Annotated in this window: 17 protein-coding genes; 2 read left to right on the top strand and 15 right to left on the bottom strand. The window is 68.8% G+C overall.

Annotated elements, in window-relative coordinates; translation table 11 throughout:
• Positions 1-35 precede the first annotated feature (35 nt).
• Genes AC1DJH_RS31250 through AC1DJH_RS31230 form a run of 5 tightly spaced genes read right to left on the bottom strand, consistent with a single transcriptional unit; the run spans position 36 to position 4,579 of the window.
• Positions 36-866: an SDR family NAD(P)-dependent oxidoreductase gene (locus tag AC1DJH_RS31250; protein ID WP_478188364.1), complete on the bottom strand. Its 831-nt coding sequence runs from the start codon at positions 864-866 to the stop codon at positions 36-38.
• Between the two features lie 25 nt (positions 867-891).
• Complete coding sequence (locus tag AC1DJH_RS31245) at positions 892-1,311, bottom strand: MaoC family dehydratase (protein WP_478188363.1); 420 nt, start codon at positions 1,309-1,311, stop codon at positions 892-894.
• 10 nt (positions 1,312-1,321) lie between these two features.
• The gene (locus tag AC1DJH_RS31240; RefSeq protein ID WP_478188362.1) at positions 1,322-1,762 is read right to left on the bottom strand and encodes a MaoC family dehydratase N-terminal domain-containing protein; all 441 of its coding nucleotides are present in this window, start codon (positions 1,760-1,762) and stop codon (positions 1,322-1,324) included.
• A gap of 11 nt (positions 1,763-1,773) precedes the next feature.
• Positions 1,774-2,967, bottom strand: a complete 1,194-nt coding sequence (locus tag AC1DJH_RS31235; RefSeq protein ID WP_478188361.1) for a lipid-transfer protein — start codon at positions 2,965-2,967, stop codon at positions 1,774-1,776.
• Between the two features lie 52 nt (positions 2,968-3,019).
• A complete protein-coding gene (locus AC1DJH_RS31230) occupies positions 3,020-4,579 on the bottom strand; it encodes a long-chain-fatty-acid--CoA ligase (RefSeq protein WP_478188360.1) in 1,560 nt (519 codons plus the stop codon).
• Between the two features lie 110 nt (positions 4,580-4,689).
• Here AC1DJH_RS31230 and AC1DJH_RS31225 point away from each other — a divergent pair, with 110 nt between their 5' ends.
• Both AC1DJH_RS31225 and AC1DJH_RS31220 read left to right on the top strand, forming a co-directional pair.
• Positions 4,690-5,727, top strand: a complete 1,038-nt coding sequence (locus AC1DJH_RS31225; RefSeq protein WP_478188359.1) for an AraC family transcriptional regulator — start codon at positions 4,690-4,692, stop codon at positions 5,725-5,727.
• 69 nt (positions 5,728-5,796) lie between these two features.
• Entirely contained in the window at positions 5,797-6,372 is a 576-nt protein-coding gene (locus tag AC1DJH_RS31220; protein WP_472118116.1) for a GbsR/MarR family transcriptional regulator, read from the top strand.
• 19 nt (positions 6,373-6,391) lie between these two features.
• Here AC1DJH_RS31220 and cydX read toward each other — a convergent pair whose 3' ends face one another.
• From cydX to AC1DJH_RS31170, 10 genes are all read right to left on the bottom strand, one after another.
• Entirely contained in the window at positions 6,392-6,541 is a 150-nt protein-coding gene (cydX, locus tag AC1DJH_RS31215; RefSeq protein ID WP_435442607.1) for a cytochrome bd-I oxidase subunit CydX, read from the bottom strand.
• A 14-nt stretch (positions 6,542-6,555) separates the two neighbouring features.
• The gene (gene cydB / locus AC1DJH_RS31210; protein ID WP_472118119.1) at positions 6,556-7,710 is read right to left on the bottom strand and encodes a cytochrome d ubiquinol oxidase subunit II; all 1,155 of its coding nucleotides are present in this window, start codon (positions 7,708-7,710) and stop codon (positions 6,556-6,558) included.
• A complete protein-coding gene (locus AC1DJH_RS31205; RefSeq protein ID WP_478188358.1) occupies positions 7,707-9,332 on the bottom strand; it encodes a cytochrome ubiquinol oxidase subunit I in 1,626 nt (541 codons plus the stop codon). Before AC1DJH_RS31205 ends, cydB begins: the two co-directional genes overlap by 4 nt.
• Positions 9,333-9,374: 42 nt before the next feature.
• Positions 9,375-11,102 carry a thiol reductant ABC exporter subunit CydC gene (cydC, locus tag AC1DJH_RS31200; RefSeq protein ID WP_478188357.1) on the bottom strand — a complete coding sequence of 576 codons (1,728 nt, stop codon included), beginning with the start codon at positions 11,100-11,102 and terminating at the stop codon, positions 9,375-9,377.
• Positions 11,099-12,793 (bottom strand): thiol reductant ABC exporter subunit CydD, encoded by a 1,695-nt coding sequence (gene cydD / locus AC1DJH_RS31195; RefSeq protein WP_478188356.1) that lies wholly within the window; start codon positions 12,791-12,793, stop codon positions 11,099-11,101. The genes cydC and cydD overlap by 4 nt, the downstream gene beginning before the upstream one ends.
• 157 nt (positions 12,794-12,950) lie before the next feature.
• Positions 12,951-14,063, bottom strand: a complete 1,113-nt coding sequence (locus AC1DJH_RS31190; protein WP_472118563.1) for an acyltransferase family protein — start codon at positions 14,061-14,063, stop codon at positions 12,951-12,953.
• Positions 14,064-14,119: 56 nt separating this feature from the next.
• A complete protein-coding gene (locus tag AC1DJH_RS31185) occupies positions 14,120-15,082 on the bottom strand; it encodes an NAD(P)H-dependent flavin oxidoreductase (RefSeq protein WP_435440084.1) in 963 nt (320 codons plus the stop codon).
• An 80-nt stretch (positions 15,083-15,162) separates the two neighbouring features.
• The gene (locus tag AC1DJH_RS31180; RefSeq protein ID WP_478188355.1) at positions 15,163-16,953 is read right to left on the bottom strand and encodes an acyl-CoA dehydrogenase; all 1,791 of its coding nucleotides are present in this window, start codon (positions 16,951-16,953) and stop codon (positions 15,163-15,165) included.
• 74 nt (positions 16,954-17,027) lie between these two features.
• Complete coding sequence (locus AC1DJH_RS31175) at positions 17,028-17,960, bottom strand: electron transfer flavoprotein subunit alpha/FixB family protein (protein ID WP_478188354.1); 933 nt, start codon at positions 17,958-17,960, stop codon at positions 17,028-17,030.
• A 2-nt stretch (positions 17,961-17,962) separates the two neighbouring features.
• The coding region (locus AC1DJH_RS31170; RefSeq protein ID WP_478187776.1) for an electron transfer flavoprotein subunit beta/FixA family protein at positions 17,963-18,308 on the bottom strand (346 nt) is incomplete at its 5' end.

Below are 18,308 nucleotides of genomic sequence, written 5' to 3'. Positions count from 1 at the left end.
CCGCAAGGCCCTGCCCTCGCCGCCCGGCGGCGCGCTCAGATGCCGGTGAGCCCGCCGGTGCACATCAGCGTCTGGCCGCTCACGTAGTCGGACTCCGGCGCGCACAGCAGGTACACCGCGCCGGCCGCTTCCTCGGGCGTGCCGCCGCGTCCCAGCGGAATCGACTGCTCCATCATCGCCAGCAGCCCGGGGTTGATGCCGACCTTGATCTCGCGGCCCTCGATGTTCGCGGTGGAGGCCTCCGCAGTGCTCGCGGTCAGCCGCGTCTGGATGAAGCCGAAGGCCACGCAATTGACCGTGACGTTCATGCGGCCCCACTCCTTGGCCAGCGTCTGCGTGAGCCCGACGATGCCGGCCTTGGCGGTCGAATAGTTGGCCTGCCCCGCGTTGCCGAAGAGGCCAGCCACCGACGAGATGTTGACCACCTTGCGCACCACGCGTTGCCCTGCTTCGGTCTCTGCCCTCGACAGCGCACGGATCACGGGCTGCGCCGCGCGCAGGATGCGAAAGGGCGCCGTGAGATGCACGTCGATCATCGCGTACCACTGCTCGTCGGTCATCTTCTGCACCACGCTGTCCCAGGTGTAGCCGGCGTTGTTGACGACGATGTCCAGGCCCTTGTATTCGCTCACCGCCGTGCCGACGAAGCGCTCGGCGAAGTCCGGCGCGGCCACGCTGCCGACGCAGGCCACGGCCTCGCCGCCGGCCGCGCGAATGGCCTGCACGGTGTCTTCGGCCGGCTCGGCATCGAGGTCGTTGACGACGATGCGCGCGCCTTCGGAGGCGAGCTTCAAGGCAATGGCGCGGCCGATGCCGCGGCCCGATCCGGTGATGAGGGCGACCTTGCCGGCGAGTTTGCGTGTCATGTCTCTTGTCTTTCCTGAAGTGATGTCAGCGCAGCGCCACCAGCGCCTCGCCCGCGATGCGCGCCTGCCCGTACTGGGTGGCGCTGAGCACCTCGATGCGCACGCAGGGCTCGCCGTTGTGCTCGAGCTTCTCGACCACGCGGCCGGTGCAGCGCACCGCATGGCCCAGGTGCGTGATGCCCTGGAAACGCACGTCGAAGCGGCGCAGCTGCGACTGCGGCGCCCATTGCGTGAGCAGGCGGCCGAGCCAAGCCATGCCCAGCATGCCCTGCGCAAACACGTCGGGCATGCCGGCCTTGCGCGCGAAGTCGGTGTCGATGTGAATCGGGTTGTGGTCGCCCGAGGCACCCGCGAACAGCGCGAGTGCGGTGCGGTTCACCGGCGGCAGCTGCAGCGCGGGCAGTTCGTCGCCGACTTGAACGGCGTCGTGGGTCAGGGCCTTCATCGGTGTTCCTTCAGTGGCGGCAGACGATCACCGCGCGCAGCTCGGCGACCAGCTCGTCGCGCTGGTTGGTGGCGCGCGAGGTCTTGACGACGAATTCGAGCGCGCCGTTCTTCTTGTCGTAGATGTCGGTGATGGTGGAGCGCACCGTCACCGTGTCGCCCACGCAGGCCGGCCGGTGGTAGCTGAAGCTCTGCTCGCCGTGCAGCAGCTTCGACAGCGGAATCTGCAGGTCGGCCAGCAGCTGGCTGGACGCACCCGAGTCGAGCTCGGCCGCGAACAGGAAGGTCGGCGGCGCGGGCAGGTCGGGGTAGCCGGCGGCACGCGCAGCGGCGGTGTCGGTGTAGACGGGGTCGGTCTCGCCGATGGCCTTGGCAAAGAACTGCAGCCGGCTGCGCTCGATGGGCAGCACCGAGGGCGGCAGCGTGTGGCCGATCCATTTCCTGTCGATCATGGTGCCGGCCTTCACGCGCGTCCGACGCGTTCGTACAGCGTGACCACGCACGCGCCGCCCAGCCCGAGGTTGTGCTGCAGCGCCATCCGCGCGCCCTCGACCTGGCGCTTGTCCGCCGTGCCGCGCAGCTGCTGGACCAGCTCCGTGCATTGCGCCAACCCGGTGGCGCCCAGCGGGTGCCCCTTCGACAGCAACCCGCCGGACGGGTTGGTGACCACTTGGCCGCCGTAGGTGTTGTCCCCGTCGAGCACGAACTTCTCCGCGCCGCCCACGGGGCACAGGCCCAGTGCCTCGTAGCTGAGCAGTTCGTTGTGCGCGAAGCAGTCGTGCAGCTCGACCACGTCCACGTCCTGCGGGCCGACGCCGGCCGCGTCGTACACCTTCTGCGCGGCCTCCTGCGCCATGCTGAAGCCGACCACCTCGCGCATGTCGCGGCTCTCGAAGGTGATGGGCCGGTCGGTGGTCATGGCCTGCGCCTTGATGCGCACGCTGCGGTCCAGGCCGTGGCGCTCGGCGAAGCGCGGCGAGCACACGATGGCCGCGGCCGCGCCGCAGGTGGGCGGGCAGGCCATGAGCCGCGTCATCACGCCGGGCCACATGACCGGTGCGGCCATGACCTCGTCCTCGGTGATCACCGTGCGAAACAGCGCCACCGGATTGTTCGACGCATGGCGGCTGGCCTTGGCGCGGATCTTCGCGAAGGTGGACATCTGCGTGCCGTACTGCTGCATGTGCGCCAGCCCCGCGCCGCCGAAATAGCGCAGCGCCAGCGGCACCTGCTCGTTGCCGACGAGCTCGTCGGTGATGTGCTCGAACTGGTCGAACGGGCTCGGCCGGTCGTTGAACACCGCGCCCAGCGCGCCCGGGCCCATGTGCTCGAAGCCCAGCGCGAGCACGCAGTCGGCCGCGCCGCTGGCCACGGCCTGGCGCGCGAGGAACAGCGCGGTCGAACCGGTGGAGCAGTTGTTGTTGACGTTGACGACCGGAATGCCGGTCATGCCCACCTCGTACAGCGCGCGCTGGCCGGCGGTGGAGTCGCCGTACACATAGCCCACGTAGGCCTGCTGCACCAGCTCGTAGCCGACGCCGGCGTCCTTCAGCGCGGCGTTCGTGGCGTGGCTGGCCATCTGTGGATAAGGCTGGTTGGCGCCCGGCTTGGTGAAGGGGATCATGCCGACCCCGACCACGTAGACGTCTTGACTCATTGGAATGGCTCCTGGAGGTGTTGGGTTGAAAGAAACGATTGCCGGCCGCGGCTCAGGCCACGCTGCGCTGGCGGTCCTGCCAGAACGGTTCGCGCAGCCTGGTCTTGAGCACCTTGCCCGCGCCCGACAGCGGCAGTGCGTCGGTCACGGCCACGCTGCGCGGGCATTTGTAGTTGGCGATCAGCGTCTTGCAGTGCGCGATCAGTTCCTCGGGCCGGATGCCCTGCCCCGCCTTGAGCACCAGCACCGCGTGCACGGCCTCGCCCCACTCCTCGCTGGGAATGCCGATGACCGCGCAGGCCGCCACCGCCGGGTGCTGGTTGATGGCGTTCTCGACCTCGGCGGAGTACACGTTCTCGCCGCCGCTGATGATCATGTCCTTCAGCCGGTCGACCACGAAAATGAAGCCGTCGGCGTCCATGTAGGCGCCGTCGCCGGTGTGCATCCAGCCGTCGCGCAGCGCGGCCGCCGTCTGCTCGGGCTTGTTCCAGTAGCCCTGCATCACGTTGGGGCCGCGCACCGCCACCTCGCCCACGGTGCCGCGCGGCACCTCGGTGCCGTCGGCATCGACGATGCGCACTTCCATGCACACGCTGGCGCGGCCGGCCGCGCGCAGCTTGCCGGTCTTTCGGCCCTCGACCGTGTGGAAGAACGCCGGGTGCAGCGTGGCGATGGGCGACAGCTCGGTCATGCCGTAGGCCTGCACGAAGTCGACGCCCGGAAAGGCTTCCATGGCGCGGTTGAGCACGGCCTCGGAAATGGGCGACGCGCCGTAGGTGATGCCCTTCAGGCTGCTCAGGTCGCGCGGCTTGCGCATGGCGGGGTGGTCGACCAGCATCTGGATCATGGTGGGCACCAGCAGCAGGCTGGTCACGCGGTCGCGCTCGATGGCGTCGAGCACGCCTTCGGGCGTGAACATGGGCAGGATGGCGTGCGTGTTGCCCGTGAACCAGTGCGGCGTGGCCAGCCCCATGTCGGCCAGGTGGAACATGGGTGCCGCATGCAGGTAGCAGCCGCCGGCCGGGGCCAGGCCCTCGGCTTGCGCGGCCAGCGCCGAGCTGCAGATGTTGGTGTGGCTGAGCATCACGCCCTTGGGAAAGCCGGTGGTGCCGCCCGTGTAGAAGATGCCGGCCAGGTCCTCGCCGCGGCGCACCGCGTCGGGCACCGGCGCCGTGGTGTCGATCAGGGCCTCGTAGCCGTGCATGCCGGCGGGCACGGCGCCGTCGCCGCAGTAGATCACCTCGCGCAGGCTCTTCGACTGGCCGCGCATCTGCTCGACCACCGCGCGGAAGGTCTCGTCGACCAGCATGATGGTGGAGCCCGAGTCTTCCAGCGAGTAGAGAATCTCGGCGGGCGACCAGCGGATGTTGCAGGGGTTGAGCACGCCGCCGCCCCAGGGCACGGCCATCTGGTATTCCAGGTATCGGTCGGAGTTGAGCGACAGCATGGCGACGCGGTCGCCCGTCTGCATGCCGAGCCCCTGCAGCGCGCCGGCCAGGCGCGCCACGCGGTCGGCAAAGTCGCGAAAGCTGCGTGCGCGGCCGGCAAAGCGCACGGCAATGGCATCGGGGCGTTGCTGCACGGCCCGGTGAAGGCCCTGGGTGAGGTACATGGGTTTGTCTCCATCTCGTTCTTGTGTAGGCGCATGGTAGAAATCCGGCCACTGCCCGGCGATTGCACTTCGCTTCGATCGCATGGCAGAAAACGTCAATCGACAGACACATGCTGCAACCGCCAGTGACCATTCCGATTGCCTTCGTGCAGGGCATGCTGTCGGGCGTTCGCGCGCGGGGCGATGCGGCGGCGGTGTGCATCGACACCGCCCTGGAAGACGCGGGCATCGCGCCCGCGCTGCTGGGCGAGGTGGGTGCGCGCGTCACGGCCGAGCAGTACGTGGCGCTGTTCGCGCTGCTGATGCAGCGCATGGACGACGAGGCCCTGGGTTTCCTGTCGCGCCCGCTGCGCTGCGGCAGCTTCGCGCTGATGACGCGCTCCACGCTGGGCGCGCGCACCTTCGGGGTGGCGCTGCGCCGCGTGGCCCACACCTTCGGCCTGCTGCAGGACGACCTGTCGCTGGTGCTGCTGCGCGAAGACCCGCTCGCAGGCTTCGGGCTGCGGCTGAACCACCCGCCGGCCACGCACCAGAACTTTCTGCACGAGCTGATGCTGCGCGTGTACTGGCGGCTGTTCGCCTGGCTGCACGGCGGGCGGCTGGTGGCGCGCCGCTTCGACTTCGGCTTTGCGCTGCCGCCCTATGCCGACGGCTACGCCAAGGTGTTTCCGGGGCCGCTGCAGTTCGGCCAGCCGCTGTCGGCCGTGTGGTTCGACGCCGGCGCGCTCGACACGCCGGTGCACCGCGACGCGCAGGAAATGCAGGCCTTCCTGGCCGCGTCGCCGGCCAACGTGATCCTGCCGCGCATGGCGGAGCAGGCTGTGAGCGCGCGGGTGCGCGCGGTGCTGCAGCAGCACCGGCCGGCATGGACCGACCTGGCGACCGCGGCGAACGTGCTGCACATGTCGGTGAGCACGCTGCAGCGGCACCTGGCGACCGAAGGCACGTCGTTCCAGTCGCTGAAGGACCAGCTGCGGCGCGACCTGGCCATCGTGCGGCTCAACACCAGCACCGTGCCGCTCGCGGTGCTGGCAGAAGAGCTGGGCTTTGCGGACAGCGCGGCGTTCCAGCGGGCCTTCAAGGCGTGGACCGGTGGCGCGCCGGGGTCGTACCGGCGGCGGATGCTGCCTGCGGCCCCATCTGACTGAGCTGGAATGCGTCGGCGCGAGTTTTCAGAAGCTACCGGAACTCCAGCAATCTCGCGCGACAATTCGCGCATGGCCACCGCATCCGAACTCCCTCCCCTCAACCGCCAGTTCGTCGCCCACTTCGGCGAGATGGGCAGCAAGTGGGGCATCAACCGCACCGTCGGGCAGATCTATGCGCTGCTCTTCCTCTCGCAGCGCGCGCTCAATGCCGACGAGATCGCCGAGCTGCTGGAGTTCTCGCGCTCCAACGTCAGTATGGGCCTGAAGGAGCTGCAGGCGTGGCGCCTGGTGCACCTGCGCCACCACGCGGGCGACCGGCGCGAATACTTCGAGGCGCCTTCGGACGTGTGGGAAATCTTTCGCGTGCTGGCCGAGGAACGCCGCCGCCGCGAGATCGAACCCACGCTCTCGATGCTGCGCAACGCGCTGCTCGAGTCGCCGACGAGCGACGCCGAGCGCCACGCGCAGGAGCGCATGCGCGAGATGCACGACCTGATCGACCGGCTGATGACGTGGTTCGACGACGTGCAACGGCTCGCGCCCGAAACCGCCATGAAGCTCATGGGGATGGGCGCGACCGTGACGAAGGTGCTGACGCTCAAGGACCGCATCACCGGCGGCGGAGCGTCGAAAAAGAAACCTTGAGAAGCCCCCCGGGCGAACGCTAGAGCCTCTCCTGCCCTTGCGCGGGCTCGGGCGTGTCGAACTTGGCCTTGCGCACGGCGTCGTCGTCCATCAGTTCGTACCACATGGCGTTGAGTACGGCGAAAGCGGCTGCCAGCGGCAGGCCAAGAATCCAGGCGAAGTACCACATGTCTTTTTCTCCGTTCAGTACGCGTGTCCGCTCTCGTCGCGGATCGCTTGTTCGTCGACTTTGCCCCACAGCACGTGGTAGACCCAGCTGGTGTAGGCCACGATGATGGGAATGAAGAAAGCCGTCACCACCAGCATGATGAACAGCGTGAGGTGGCTCGACGACGAGTCCCACACCGTGAGGCTGGCACGCGGGTCGATCGACGACGGCAGGATGAACGGGAACATCGACGCGCCCACGCTCAGGATGATCCCGGCGATGCCGAGCGCCGCGGTGAGCAACGCCAGCACCGGACGGCGCAGCACGAGTCCGAGCAACGCACCCAGCGCGCCGACGAAGCCGAGCACGGGCGCGGCCAGCGTCCAGGGGTGCGCCGCGTAGTTGGCGGTCCATGCGCCGGCATGCAGCTCGACGGTCTTGAGCATCGGATTGGACGGGCCCACCGAATCGACCACGCTGCTGATGCGGTAGCCGCCGATGCTCGTCGCGAGCAGCACGCCCGCCAGCGCATACAGCGCAACGGTGAGCACTGAGGCGACGATGCCGAAGGTGCGCGCACGCTCGGCGACCGGCCCCGCCGTCTTGAGCAGCAGCCACGAAGCACCGTGCATCACGAGCATGGCCACCGACACCAGCCCGCACAGGATGGCGAACGGGTTCAGCAGGCCGAAGAAGCCGCCGTCGTAGAAGATGTGCATGTCGGGGCTGAAGCGGAACGGCACCCCCTGCAGCACGTTGCCCACGGCCACGCCGCAGATCAGCGCCGGCACGAAGCCGCTGAAGAACAGCACCCAGTCCCAGCGCGCGCGCCATTGCGGCGACTCGCGCTTGCTGCGGAACTTGAAGGCCACGGGCCGCAGGATCAGCGCCGTGAGAATCACGAACATCGCCAGGTAGAAGCCCGAGAACGACACCGCGTACAGCTGCGGCCATGCGGCAAAGATGGCGCCGCCGCCCAGGATCAGCCACACCTGGTTGCCCTCCCACACCGGGCCCACGCTGTTGATGACGACGCGGCGCTCGATGTCGTTGCGCGCCGCAAAGGGCAGCAGCATGCCGCTGCCCAGGTCGAAGCCGTCGGTCACCGCGAAGCCCACCAGCAGCACGCCGATCAGCAGCCACCAGATGAAGCGCAGGGTGTCGTAGTCGAGGAGTGTGTGAAGAGTCATGCGGCGCTCCCGGCGGCAGAAATGGCGGCAGCTGAAGCTGGGCTTGCATGCGCCGGCGGAACGTGCGAGTGCGTGTCGCCTTCATCGGGCGCATGCTCCGCGTCGGGTCCCTTGCGGATGGCCTTGAGCATCAGCTTCAGCTCGATGACGAGCAGCACGGTGTAGATGGCGACGAAGCCCGCGATCGTGAGCAGCAGCGTTTTCACGCCCAGGTTCGACACGGCCACCGCGGTCGGCAGCACGCCTTCGATCACCCAGGGCTGGCGGCCGAACTCCGCCACCAGCCAGCCGGCCTCGATGGCCAGCCACGGCAGCGGAATCGCGAGCACGGCAAGCTGGAGCAACCAGCGGTGGCTGTCGAGCTTGCGGCGCGCGGAGAGCACGAGGAAAGTGCCCGTCAGCAGGATCAGCAGCATGCCGATGCCCACCATCACGCGGAACAGCCAGAACAGCGGCGCCACCTGCGGCACGGTGTCCCATGCGGCCTTGGCGATCTGCGCGTCGGTGGCGGTGCGCGGGTCGTCCACGTAGCGCTTGAGCAGCAGCGCGTAGCCCATGTTGATGCCGTTGTCCTCGAAGTCGCCGCGCACGCCCTGCGTCACCTTGTCCGTTCCGCCGGCCTCGCGGATCTTCTGCAGCGCGTCGTAGGCCTTGAGGCCTTCGCGGATGCGGGCTTCGGCGCGCTTCACGAGCTCGTCGATGCCGGGCATCACGGTGTCGAGCGAGCGCGTGCCGATGAGGCCCATCACGCCCGGAATGTGAATGGCGTAGTGCGTCTCGCGCGCCTCCTGGTCGGGAAAGCCGATGACGGTGAAGGCGGCGGGCGCGGGCTGGGTTTCCCACATGGCCTCGATGGCGGCCAGCTTCATCTTCTGGTGCTCGCCCGAGAGATAGCCGCTTTCGTCGCCGAGCACCGCCACCGACAGCGCGGCGGCCAGGCCGAACGAGGCCGCCACGGTCATCGAGCGCTTGGCCAGCTGGATGTGGCGCCCCTTGAGCAAATACCACGCCGACACGCCGAGCACGAACACGGCCGCGCACACATAGCCGGCCGACACGGTGTGCACGAACTTGGCCTGCGCCACCGGGTTGGTGAGCACCGCGGCGAAGTCGGTCACTTCCATGCGCATGGTCTGCGGGTTGAAGGCCGCGCCCACCGGGTTCTGCATCCAGCCGTTGGCAATGAGGATCCACAGCGCAGAGAAGTTGGAGCCGATGGCCACGGCCCAGGTCGCGGTGAGGTGCCCCACCTTGGAGAGCTTGTCCCAGCCGAAGAAGAACAGCCCCACGAAGGTCGCCTCCATGAAGAAAGCCATGAGCCCTTCGATGGCCAGCGGCGCGCCGAAGATGTCGCCGACGTAGTGGCTGTAGTAGCTCCAGTTCATGCCGAACTGGAACTCCATCACGATGCCGGTGGCCACACCCATCGCGAAGTTGATGCCGAACAGCACGCCCCAGAACTTCGTCATGTCGCGCCAGATCACGCGCCCGGTCATCACGTAGACCGTCTCCATGATGGCGAGGATGACCGAGAGCCCGAGCGTGAGCGGCACGAACAGGAAGTGATACAGCGCCGTCACGGCGAACTGCAGGCGCGAGAGCGCAACGATGTCGAGGTCCATGGGATCTTCCTTTTGTATTTCCTGTTTTCTTGTTCTCTGAAATCAGTCGGGGCGCAGGTTGCGCAACGCGGCGTCGAAGGCCTCGCTGCCGCGCCGCAGGTCGGCCACGATGCGGCCCTGTGCCATGCACACGAGGCGCTCGGCCAACGCGGCCTCGCGGCGCAGGTGCGTGGCGATGAGCAAGGTGCGCGCGCCGGCGTGCTGCGCCAGGCGCTGCAGCACGTCGTGCGCGGTGGCGGCGTCGAGCGCTTCGGTGGGTTCGTCGAGCAGCCACAGCGGCACCGGGCGCAACAACAGGCGGGCCAGTGCGAGGCGGCGCGACTGGCCGCCAGACAGGCCGAGGCCGCCTTCGCCCAGGCGCGTGGCCAGGCCCGCCTTCATGGCGCGCACGTCGGCGTCGAGGCCGGCAGCGCGCAGTGCGGCGTAGAGCTGCTCGTCGGTGGCTTCGGGGTCGGCAAGGCGCAGGTTGTCGCGCAGGCTGTCCTGGAAGAGTTCGGTGCGCTGGGTCAGCAGGCAGGCGAGTTCCGCGCGCGCATGGCCGGCGTGCGGCGTGATTTCACCGGCAACGACGGCCAGGAGCGTCGACTTGCCGGCGCCGCTCGCACCGATCAGGGCCACGCGCTCGCCGGGGGCCAGGCTCAGCGACACGTCGCCGAGCACCGGGCCGCGGCTGCCGGCGTGCGCGAAGCTCACGCCCTGCAGGCGCAGCGCGAAAGCGCTTTCGTCCTGGCGCACGGGCTCGTCGTCATGCGGGTCGTCCTGCGCGTCGTTCTCGCCGGTCATGCGCGGCGCAAGGCGGCGAACCGCCAGCCATGTGCGGCCCGCATCGAGCGCGCCACGGCGCAAGGCCGCAAAGGGTTCGGTGGCCGTGAGTGCGACCAGCAGCGCGAGCGCGGCAGCCGGTGCGCCGATGACACCTTCGCCGGCCAGCGCGCCCACTGCGAGCAGCACGCCGACCAGCGTCAGGGTGCCTGCGCTGCCGTATGCGAAGCCGGCCGCGGCTTCCAGCTTGTTCAGCGCCAGGTCGGCCTTGGCGAGGTGCATGTCGGCGTTCATCAACGCGTCGCGCTGGGCGTCGATGCGGCCTGCCATCACCAGGTCGGTCTGGCCCGCCACGAGGTCGACGGCGCGTGCGCGCAACGCCTCGATGGCATGCGCACGCCGCACGGCGGGGCGGCGCGCGCTTCGTGCCACGACAAAGGCGATGCCCCAGCCGACGGCCACCAGCCAGCCCCCGAGCGCCAGGCCCACGCCGAGGTGCATGAAGCCCAGCACCGCGCCGGCGAGCAATGCCGCGCCCAGTGCGGCAGCGGCCGGCACGAACAGGCGCAGGTAGAGCGACTCGAGCGCGTCGATGTCCGAGGTCAGGCGAAACAGCAGGCGGGCCGGCCGCATCAGCAGCTCGCGCGCCGCGCCGGCCTTCGCCCAGCCCCGGAACAGGCGCACGCGCAGCGCGGCAAGCACCGCAAAGCTCGCGTCGTGCGTCACCAGGCGCTCCCCGTAACGCGACGCCGTGCGGCCCAGCGCGAGCAGGCGAATGCCGGCGGACGGCATGAACACATCGAAGGTGAAGGCCGTGGCGGCGTGCAGCCCGGCCATTGCGGTCGCGGTGATGAACCAGCCCGAGAGCCCGAGCAACGCCATGCCGGCGAGCACCGTGAGGGCCGCGAGCAGGCATCCCAGCAGCAAGGGGCGCGGCTGCGCGGCGAGGAAGGGGCGCAGCACCCGGCGCAGGTCGCGCCAGTTGGAAGCGGCTGGGGCGGTCTTCATGCGGCCTGCTCCATCGTTTCAGCGACCAGGCTCACCGTGCGGTGCATGCGCGCGGCAAGCACCGGGTCGTGTGTGGCGACGATCAATGTCTTGCCGCGCGCCAAGGCCACCAACGCGTCGGCCACGCGCCCGGCGGTCTCGGTGTCGAGGTGGGCCGTGGGCTCGTCCACCAGCAGCAGGTCGGCGTGGCGGTGCACGGCGATGCGTGCCAGCGCGAGGCGCACGGCTTCGCCGCCCGACAAGCTCTGGCCGCCTTCGCCCAGCGCGACGCCGGGGTGCGCCTGCACCACATCTTCGAGCGCGGCGAAGCGCATCGCGGCGGCCACCTGCGGGGTGTCGACGCCCACGCGCCCCAACGCCACGTTGGCCGCGACCGAGCCGGCGAAGACGTGCGGCGCCTGCCCCAGCCACGCCATGCGCTGGCGCAAGGCAGCCACGGTGCGGTCGCCGAGTGCCACGCCGCCGATCGAAATTTCGCCGCGCCGTGCCGGGACCAGGCCCGCGATCAGCGACAGCAAGGCCGTCTTGCCGGAGCCGCTCGGGCCCATCAGCGCGACATGCTCGCCGGCGGCAATGCGCAGTTCGAACCCGTCGACCACCTCTTGCGGCTCGCCCGGCCAGGCAAAGTGCAGGTCGCGAATGACGAGCGCCGGTGGCGTCGTCTTCGGGCCTGCGGCGATGCGGGTCAGCGCGGCGCCGGTGCCGGCGCCAGGCAAGGGCAGCCGCTCGTGCTGCAGCTGTTCGAGCGATTGCAACGCCGCCTCGCCCGCCGCCCGGTCGTGCCAGACAGCCGACAGTTCGCGCAGCGGCTCGAAGAAGGCAGGCGCCAGCAGCAGCACGAACAGCCCTTCGCCCAGGCTCAGTTGCCGCCCCCACGCACCGAACCCGAGTGTGCCCAGCAGGTGAAAGCCCACATACACCGCCACCATCGCGACGCCGAGCGCCGAGAAAAGCTCCAGCACCGCGGACGACAGGAACGCGATGCGCAGCACCGCCATGGTCCGGCGGCGCAGCGACTGCGCGGCGTCGCCCAGGCGCAGCGCCGTGGCGTCCACCGCGCCGAGCGCGCGCAGGGTGGCCAAGCCCCGGAGCCGGTCGAGCAGGAACGCGTTCATGCCGCCCATCTCCACCATCTGCGCCTCGCTCGCGGCCTTGGCGCGCCAGCCGACGATGGCCATGAAAAGCGGAATGAGCGGCGCCGCGAACAGCAGCACCAGCGCGGCCACCCACGAGAAGGCGGCTACCCCGCACAGGATGAACAGCGGCACCACGGTCGCGCGCCAGCGCGCCGGCTGGTAGCGCACGAGGTACGGCACCAGCGCCTCGGCCTGCTCGGCGACCACGCTGGCCGCCAGGCCCGAGGGCGCACGGTCGCAGTCGAGCGGCGACGCGCCCGCCAGCGCCGCCGCCGTCTGCGCGCGCAGCGCGGTGAGCTGCGCCCTGGCGCGGCCGAAGGTCCGGCGCGAGCCCCAAGCCTCGCAGCCCGCACGCAGCAAGCCGAGCAGCAATATCGCGCCGGCCGGCCACAGCACGGCTGAAAAGCCTTCGCCAGACGCCAGCCCCTGAACCGCCATCGCAAGGAACGCGGCCTGCGGCAGCCAGAACAGTGCGGCCGCGCCTTGCACCACGCCGCCCACGTCGGGTGACGCGAAAGCCCGCAACGGCGAACGGGAGGGCGAGTGCTTGGTCATTCCTTGGTTTCGTGTATTTTCAGTAATTACTGAAATCTCCACGATCATACCGAAGAGACGGAACCACTTTAAGAGCCAGGGGACTGCGCGTTGCGGGGCCCTGAAGCGCCCCGTTGAGAAAAATCAAGTCACGGCGCCGCAGCGGGCGCCGGGCCGTTCAGAGCGAGACGGCGAGACCGCTGACGAGCAGCGCGGCAAACAGCATGAACACCGCACGCCACGACGCTGGCCGCACTTCCACCCAGCGGTACAGCAGCGCCGCGGCCACCACAGACAACCCGAAGGTCGCCACCAGCCCCGCCGCGTCGAACCACGCACCGTGCGGCCCCGCGTTGGCAACCGCCGCGTTCATGGCGAGTAGCACCGGAAAGTGAATGAGGAACAGCGAATACGACATGCGCCCCAGACGCTGCAGCGGCACGGCCAGCGCAGGCCAGTGCGGCGGCGAAAGCCAGTGCCGGCGCTGCGCAACCGCCAGCAGCAGCGCCGTGACCAGCGCGGTGGCGATGCGGCTGCGCCAGTCGATGGCCAGCGCGCCCGCACCCACCAGCCCCAGCAGCGCGATGGCGCTCTGCCAGGTGCTGAAGCGCGTGGCGCGCCCGATCCAGAACACCAGCATGCCGAGGCCGTAGGTGCCGAAGAAATAGAACGCGGTGTCGTCCAGTCCCGCATTGCGGTTGAAGAGCGCCAGCGAGGCCACCGCCAGGCCGACCACCAGCGCCACCGGCAACCAGCGCGCCCGCAGGCCCGGCGGCGCGGCGCCGCTCGAGCGTTGCAGCAAGGTCGGCAGGCCGACCAGCGCCAGCGCCAGCGCGAACAGCTGGAAGTCGATGGCCACGTACCAGACGCCCGTCGACAGCGACTCGTAGCCCAGCAGGTCCTGCAGCAGCAGGCCGTGCGCCACCAGCTGCCCGAAGGTCGGCGACGCGGGCACGATGTCTTCGTCGAGCCATGGCCGCACCACCGCGGCCACCAGCACGCACACCGTGAGCGCGGCCAGGTAGGGCATGACGAGCCGACCGTAGCGCTGCAGGATGCGCGCCACCGGCCGCTCGCCGCGCAGCATGCCGTCGGGCGCGAGGCTGGCCGCCGCGAGGAAGCCGGCGATCACGAGAAACACCTGCACCGCCAGCCGGCCCTGGTCTGCCAGCCAGGCAAAGAGGTCGGGCGCGAGCGCGTACGCGCCGGCCGGCATGGGGCCGTAGCGCGAAAGATGGTGTCCGACGATCACCGCGCAGGCGATGCCCTTGGCCGCGTCGAGCAGCGGCATGCGCCCCAGCGAAGACGACGGCGCGACGGCAGCCGCCGCGCCGCTCGCAACGGCGCTCAAAGCGCCAACCGTTGCCTTGCTTCCTGGTATTCGCGCTTGAGCTTCTCGATGAAGGCCGCGGCGCTGGCCACTTCGGTGACGGCGCCGATGCCCTGGCCCGAGCCCCAGATGTCTTTCCAGGCCTTGGCCTTGCTGCCTTCGCCGCTGGCGAAGTTCATGGTCTTGAGGTCGCCTTCGGGCAGGTTCGCGGGGTCCATGCCGGCGGCCACGATGCTGGGCGCCAGGTAGTTGCCGTGCACACCGGTGAACAGGTTGGAGTAGACGATGTCGTCCGAGTTGCCGTCGACGATGGCCTGCTTGTAGTCGTCGCTCGCACGCGCTTCCTCGGTCGCGATGAACGCGGTGCCGATGTAGGCGAAGTCCGCACCCATGGCCTGCGCCGCGAGCACCGCGCCGCCGGTGGCAATGGAACCCGACAGCGCGATGGGGCCGTCGAACCACTGGCGGATTTCCTGCACCAGCGCGAACGGGCTCTTCACGCCCGCATGGCCGCCGGCACCGGCCGCCACGGCGATGATGCCGTCGGCGCCCTTCTCGATGGCCTTCTGCGCGAACTTGTTGTTGATGATGTCGTGCAGCGTCACGCCGCCGTAGCTGTGCACGGCGTCGTTCACGTCGGTGCGCGCGCCCAGCGAGGTGATGACGATCGGCACCTTGTACTTCACGACCATTTCCATGTCGTGCTCCAGGCGGTCGTTGCTCTTGTGCACGATCTGGTTGATGGCGAAGGGCGCGGCGGGCTTGTCCGGGTTGGCCTTGTTGTAGGCCGCGAGTTCTTCGGTGATCTCGATCAGCCACTCTTCGAGCTGCGCCGCGGGGCGTGCGTTGAGCGCGGGCATCGAGCCGACCACGCCGGCCTTGCATTGCGCGATCACGAGCTTGGGGTTGCTGATGATGAACAGCGGCGAGCCAATGATGGGCAGCGGCAGGTTCGCGAGGACAGGAGGGAGCTTGGACATGTTGTCTCCGGATGTAGGTCGGGTTTTATAAGAGCAGGAGGCCGCTGGCGCCCGTCAGATGGGCGACAGCGGCGGCTGTGTCAGAACGCGTCGAGCGCCAGCGCCGTGACGCTCTCGGCGCCGTCGACGATGCTGTCGCGAATGCCCGGCACCTTGTTCAGGATGTGCTCGGCGTAGAAGCGCGCGGTGGCGATCTTGGCCAGCATGAAGTCGGTATCGAAGCTGCGCGAGGCGAGGTCCTGCGCAATGATCAGCGAGCGCGCGAGCTGCCAGCCGGCCACCAGGTTGCCCGCGAGCATCAGGTAGGGCACGCTGCCCGAGAACACCGCGTTGGGCGAGGCCTTGGTCTGGCCGGCGACGAAATCGACCACGTCGATGAAGGCCAGGCGCGCGGCAGTCAGGCGCTTGAGCACCGCAGCGGCCGCCGGGTGGTCGTTCTTGGCCAGCTCGGCCTCGGTCTTCTCGATCTGCGCGGCGATGGCCTTCGCGGTCTGGCCGCCGTCGCGCGCGGTCTTGCGGCCCACGAGGTCGTTGGCCTGGATGGCGGTGGTGCCTTCGTAGATCGTCAGGATCTTCGCGTCGCGGTAGTACTGCGCCGCGCCGGTTTCCTCGATGAAGCCCATGCCGCCGTGCACCTGCACCCCGAGCGAGGCCACTTCCAGGCTAATCTCGGTGCTGAAGCCCTTGACCAGCGGCACCATGAATTCGTAGAAGGCCTGGTTCTGCTTGCGCGCATCGGCGTCGGCGCTGTGGTGCGCGGCGTCGTAGGCGGCGGCGGCCACGCTGGCCATCGCGCGGCAGCCTTCGGTGTAGGCGCGCATCGTCATCAGCATGCGCTTGACATCGGGGTGATGGATGATGGGCGCGCTGGCGTTGATGGAGCCGTCGACCGGGCGGCTCTGCACGCGGTCTTTCGCATAGGCCACGGCATGCTGGTAGGCCCGCTCGGCAATCGCGATGCCCTGCATTCCCACGGCGTAGCGGGCCGAGTTCATCATGATGAACATGTACTCGAGGCCGCGGTTTTCCTGGCCCACGAGGTAACCCACGGCACCACCGTGGTCGCCGTACTGCAGCACGGCGGTCGGCGAGGCCTTGATGCCCATCTTGTGCTCGATGCTCACGCAGTGCACGTCGTTGCGCTCGCCCAGCGCGCCGTCTTTGCCGACCATGAACTTGGGAACCACGAACAGGCTGATGCCCTTCACACCCTCGCGCGCGCCGCTCACGCGGGCGAGCACCAGGTGCACGATGTTCTCGGCCATGTCGTGCTCACCGTAGGTGATGAAGATCTTGGTGCCGAACACCTTGTAGGTGCCGTCGGGCTGCGGCTCGGCACGGCTGCGCACCATGGCGAGGTCGCTGCCGGCCTGCGGCTCGGTGAGGTTCATCGTGCCGGTCCACTGGCCGCTCACCAGCTTCTCAAGGTACACCGCCTTGAGTTCGTCGGAACCGGCCGTGAGCAGCGCCTCGATGGCGCCGTCGCTCAGCAGCGGGCACAGCGCGAAGCTCATGTTGGCCGAGTTGAGCATCTCGCCGCAGGCCGCGCCGATGGTCTTGGGAAGGCCCTGGCCGCCGAACTCCGCCGGATGCTGCAGGCCCTGCCAGCCGCCGGAGACGTACTGCGCGAAGGCTTCCTTGAAGCCCGGCGTGGTGGTGACCACGCCATCCTTGAACGACGAGGGATTGCGGTCGCCCGCCACGTTCAGCGGCGCGACCACGTCCTGGTTGAAGCGCGCGCATTCCTCGAGCACGGCCTGTGCGGTTTCGAGGCCGGCGTCTTCGAATCCCGGCAGCTTGGCGATCTCGCCGATGTTGGCCAGGTGCTCGATGTCGAACAGCATGTCCTTGATGGGGGCGGTGTAGCTCATGTCTTGTCTCCAGATACAGCGGATACGAAAAGGGCATCGCGAACGATGCCCTCTGGCTCATTGCAGCGACGCGGTCAGAGCGCCTTGACCAGCTCGGGCACGGCCACGAACAGGTCGGCGACGAGGCCGTAGTCGGCCACGCTGAAGATCGGCGCTTCTTCGTCCTTGTTGATCGCGACGATGACCTTGGAGTCCTTCATGCCGGCCAAGTGCTGGATGGCGCCCGAGATGCCCGCTGCGATGTACAGCTGCGGCGCGACGATCTTGCCGGTCTGGCCCACTTGCCAGTCGTTCGGGGCGTAGCCTGCGTCGACGGCTGCGCGGCTGGCGCCCAGGCCTGCGTTGAGCTTGTCGGCGAGAGGCGCCATCACTTCGGTGAACTTCTCGGCGCTGCCCAGGGCACGGCCACCGGAGACGATGATCTTGGCGGCAGTCAGTTCGGGGCGTTCGCTCTTCGTGACTTCACGGCCGACGAAGCTGCTCTTGCCGCTGTCTGCAACGCCTTCGGCCGTTTCGACGGTTGCGCTGCCACCGGTAGCAGCAGCTGCGTCGAAGCCGGTCGTGCGCACGGTGATCACCTTGGTGGCATCGCTGCTCTGCACGGTGGCAATGGCGTTGCCGGCGTAGATCGGACGCTCGAAGGTGTCGGGGCTGTCGACCTTGGTGATGTCGCTGATCTGCGCCACGTCCAGCTTGGCAGCGACGCGCGGCGCCACGTTCTTGCCGTTGGCGGTCGAGGGGAACAGGATGTGGCTGTAGTTGCTGGCAATCGCCAGAACTTGCGCTGCAACGTTCTCTGCGAGGTTCTCGGCGAGGCTGGGGCTGTCGGCGGCGATGACCTTGGTCACGCCTGCGATCTGGGCGGCTGCCTTGGCAGCTTCAGCAGCGTTCGCGCCAGCCACCAGCACATGCACTTCACCGCCGCAAGCGATGGCAGCAGTCACGGTGTTGAGAGTCGCCGGCTTGATGCTGGCGTGGTCGTGTTCGGAAATAACAAGTGCGGTCATGTTCAGATCACCTTCGCTTCGTTCTTCAGTTTGTCCACCAGCGCTGCAACGTCGGGCACCTTGATGCCGGCGCCGCGCTTGGGCGGCTCCGAGACCTTCAGGGTCTTCAGGCGGGGCTTCACGTCCACGCCCAGGTCTTCGGGCTTGAAGGTATCGAGCTGCTTCTTCTTGGCCTTCATGATGTTCGGCAGCGTCACGTAGCGCGGCTCGTTCAGGCGCAGGTCGGTCGTGATGACGGCCGGCAGCGTGAGGGTCAGCGTTTCCATGCCGCCGTCGACTTCGCGCGACACGGTGACCTTGTCGGCGGCCAGGTCGACCTTCGAGGCGAAGGTGGCTTGCGGCAGGTCC

The sequence above is a fragment of the Variovorax sp. 10N412 genome, assembly GCF_056394985.1.
The sequence above is the reverse complement of the archived record's forward strand: the minus strand, read 5'-3'. Positions and strand labels throughout refer to the sequence as shown.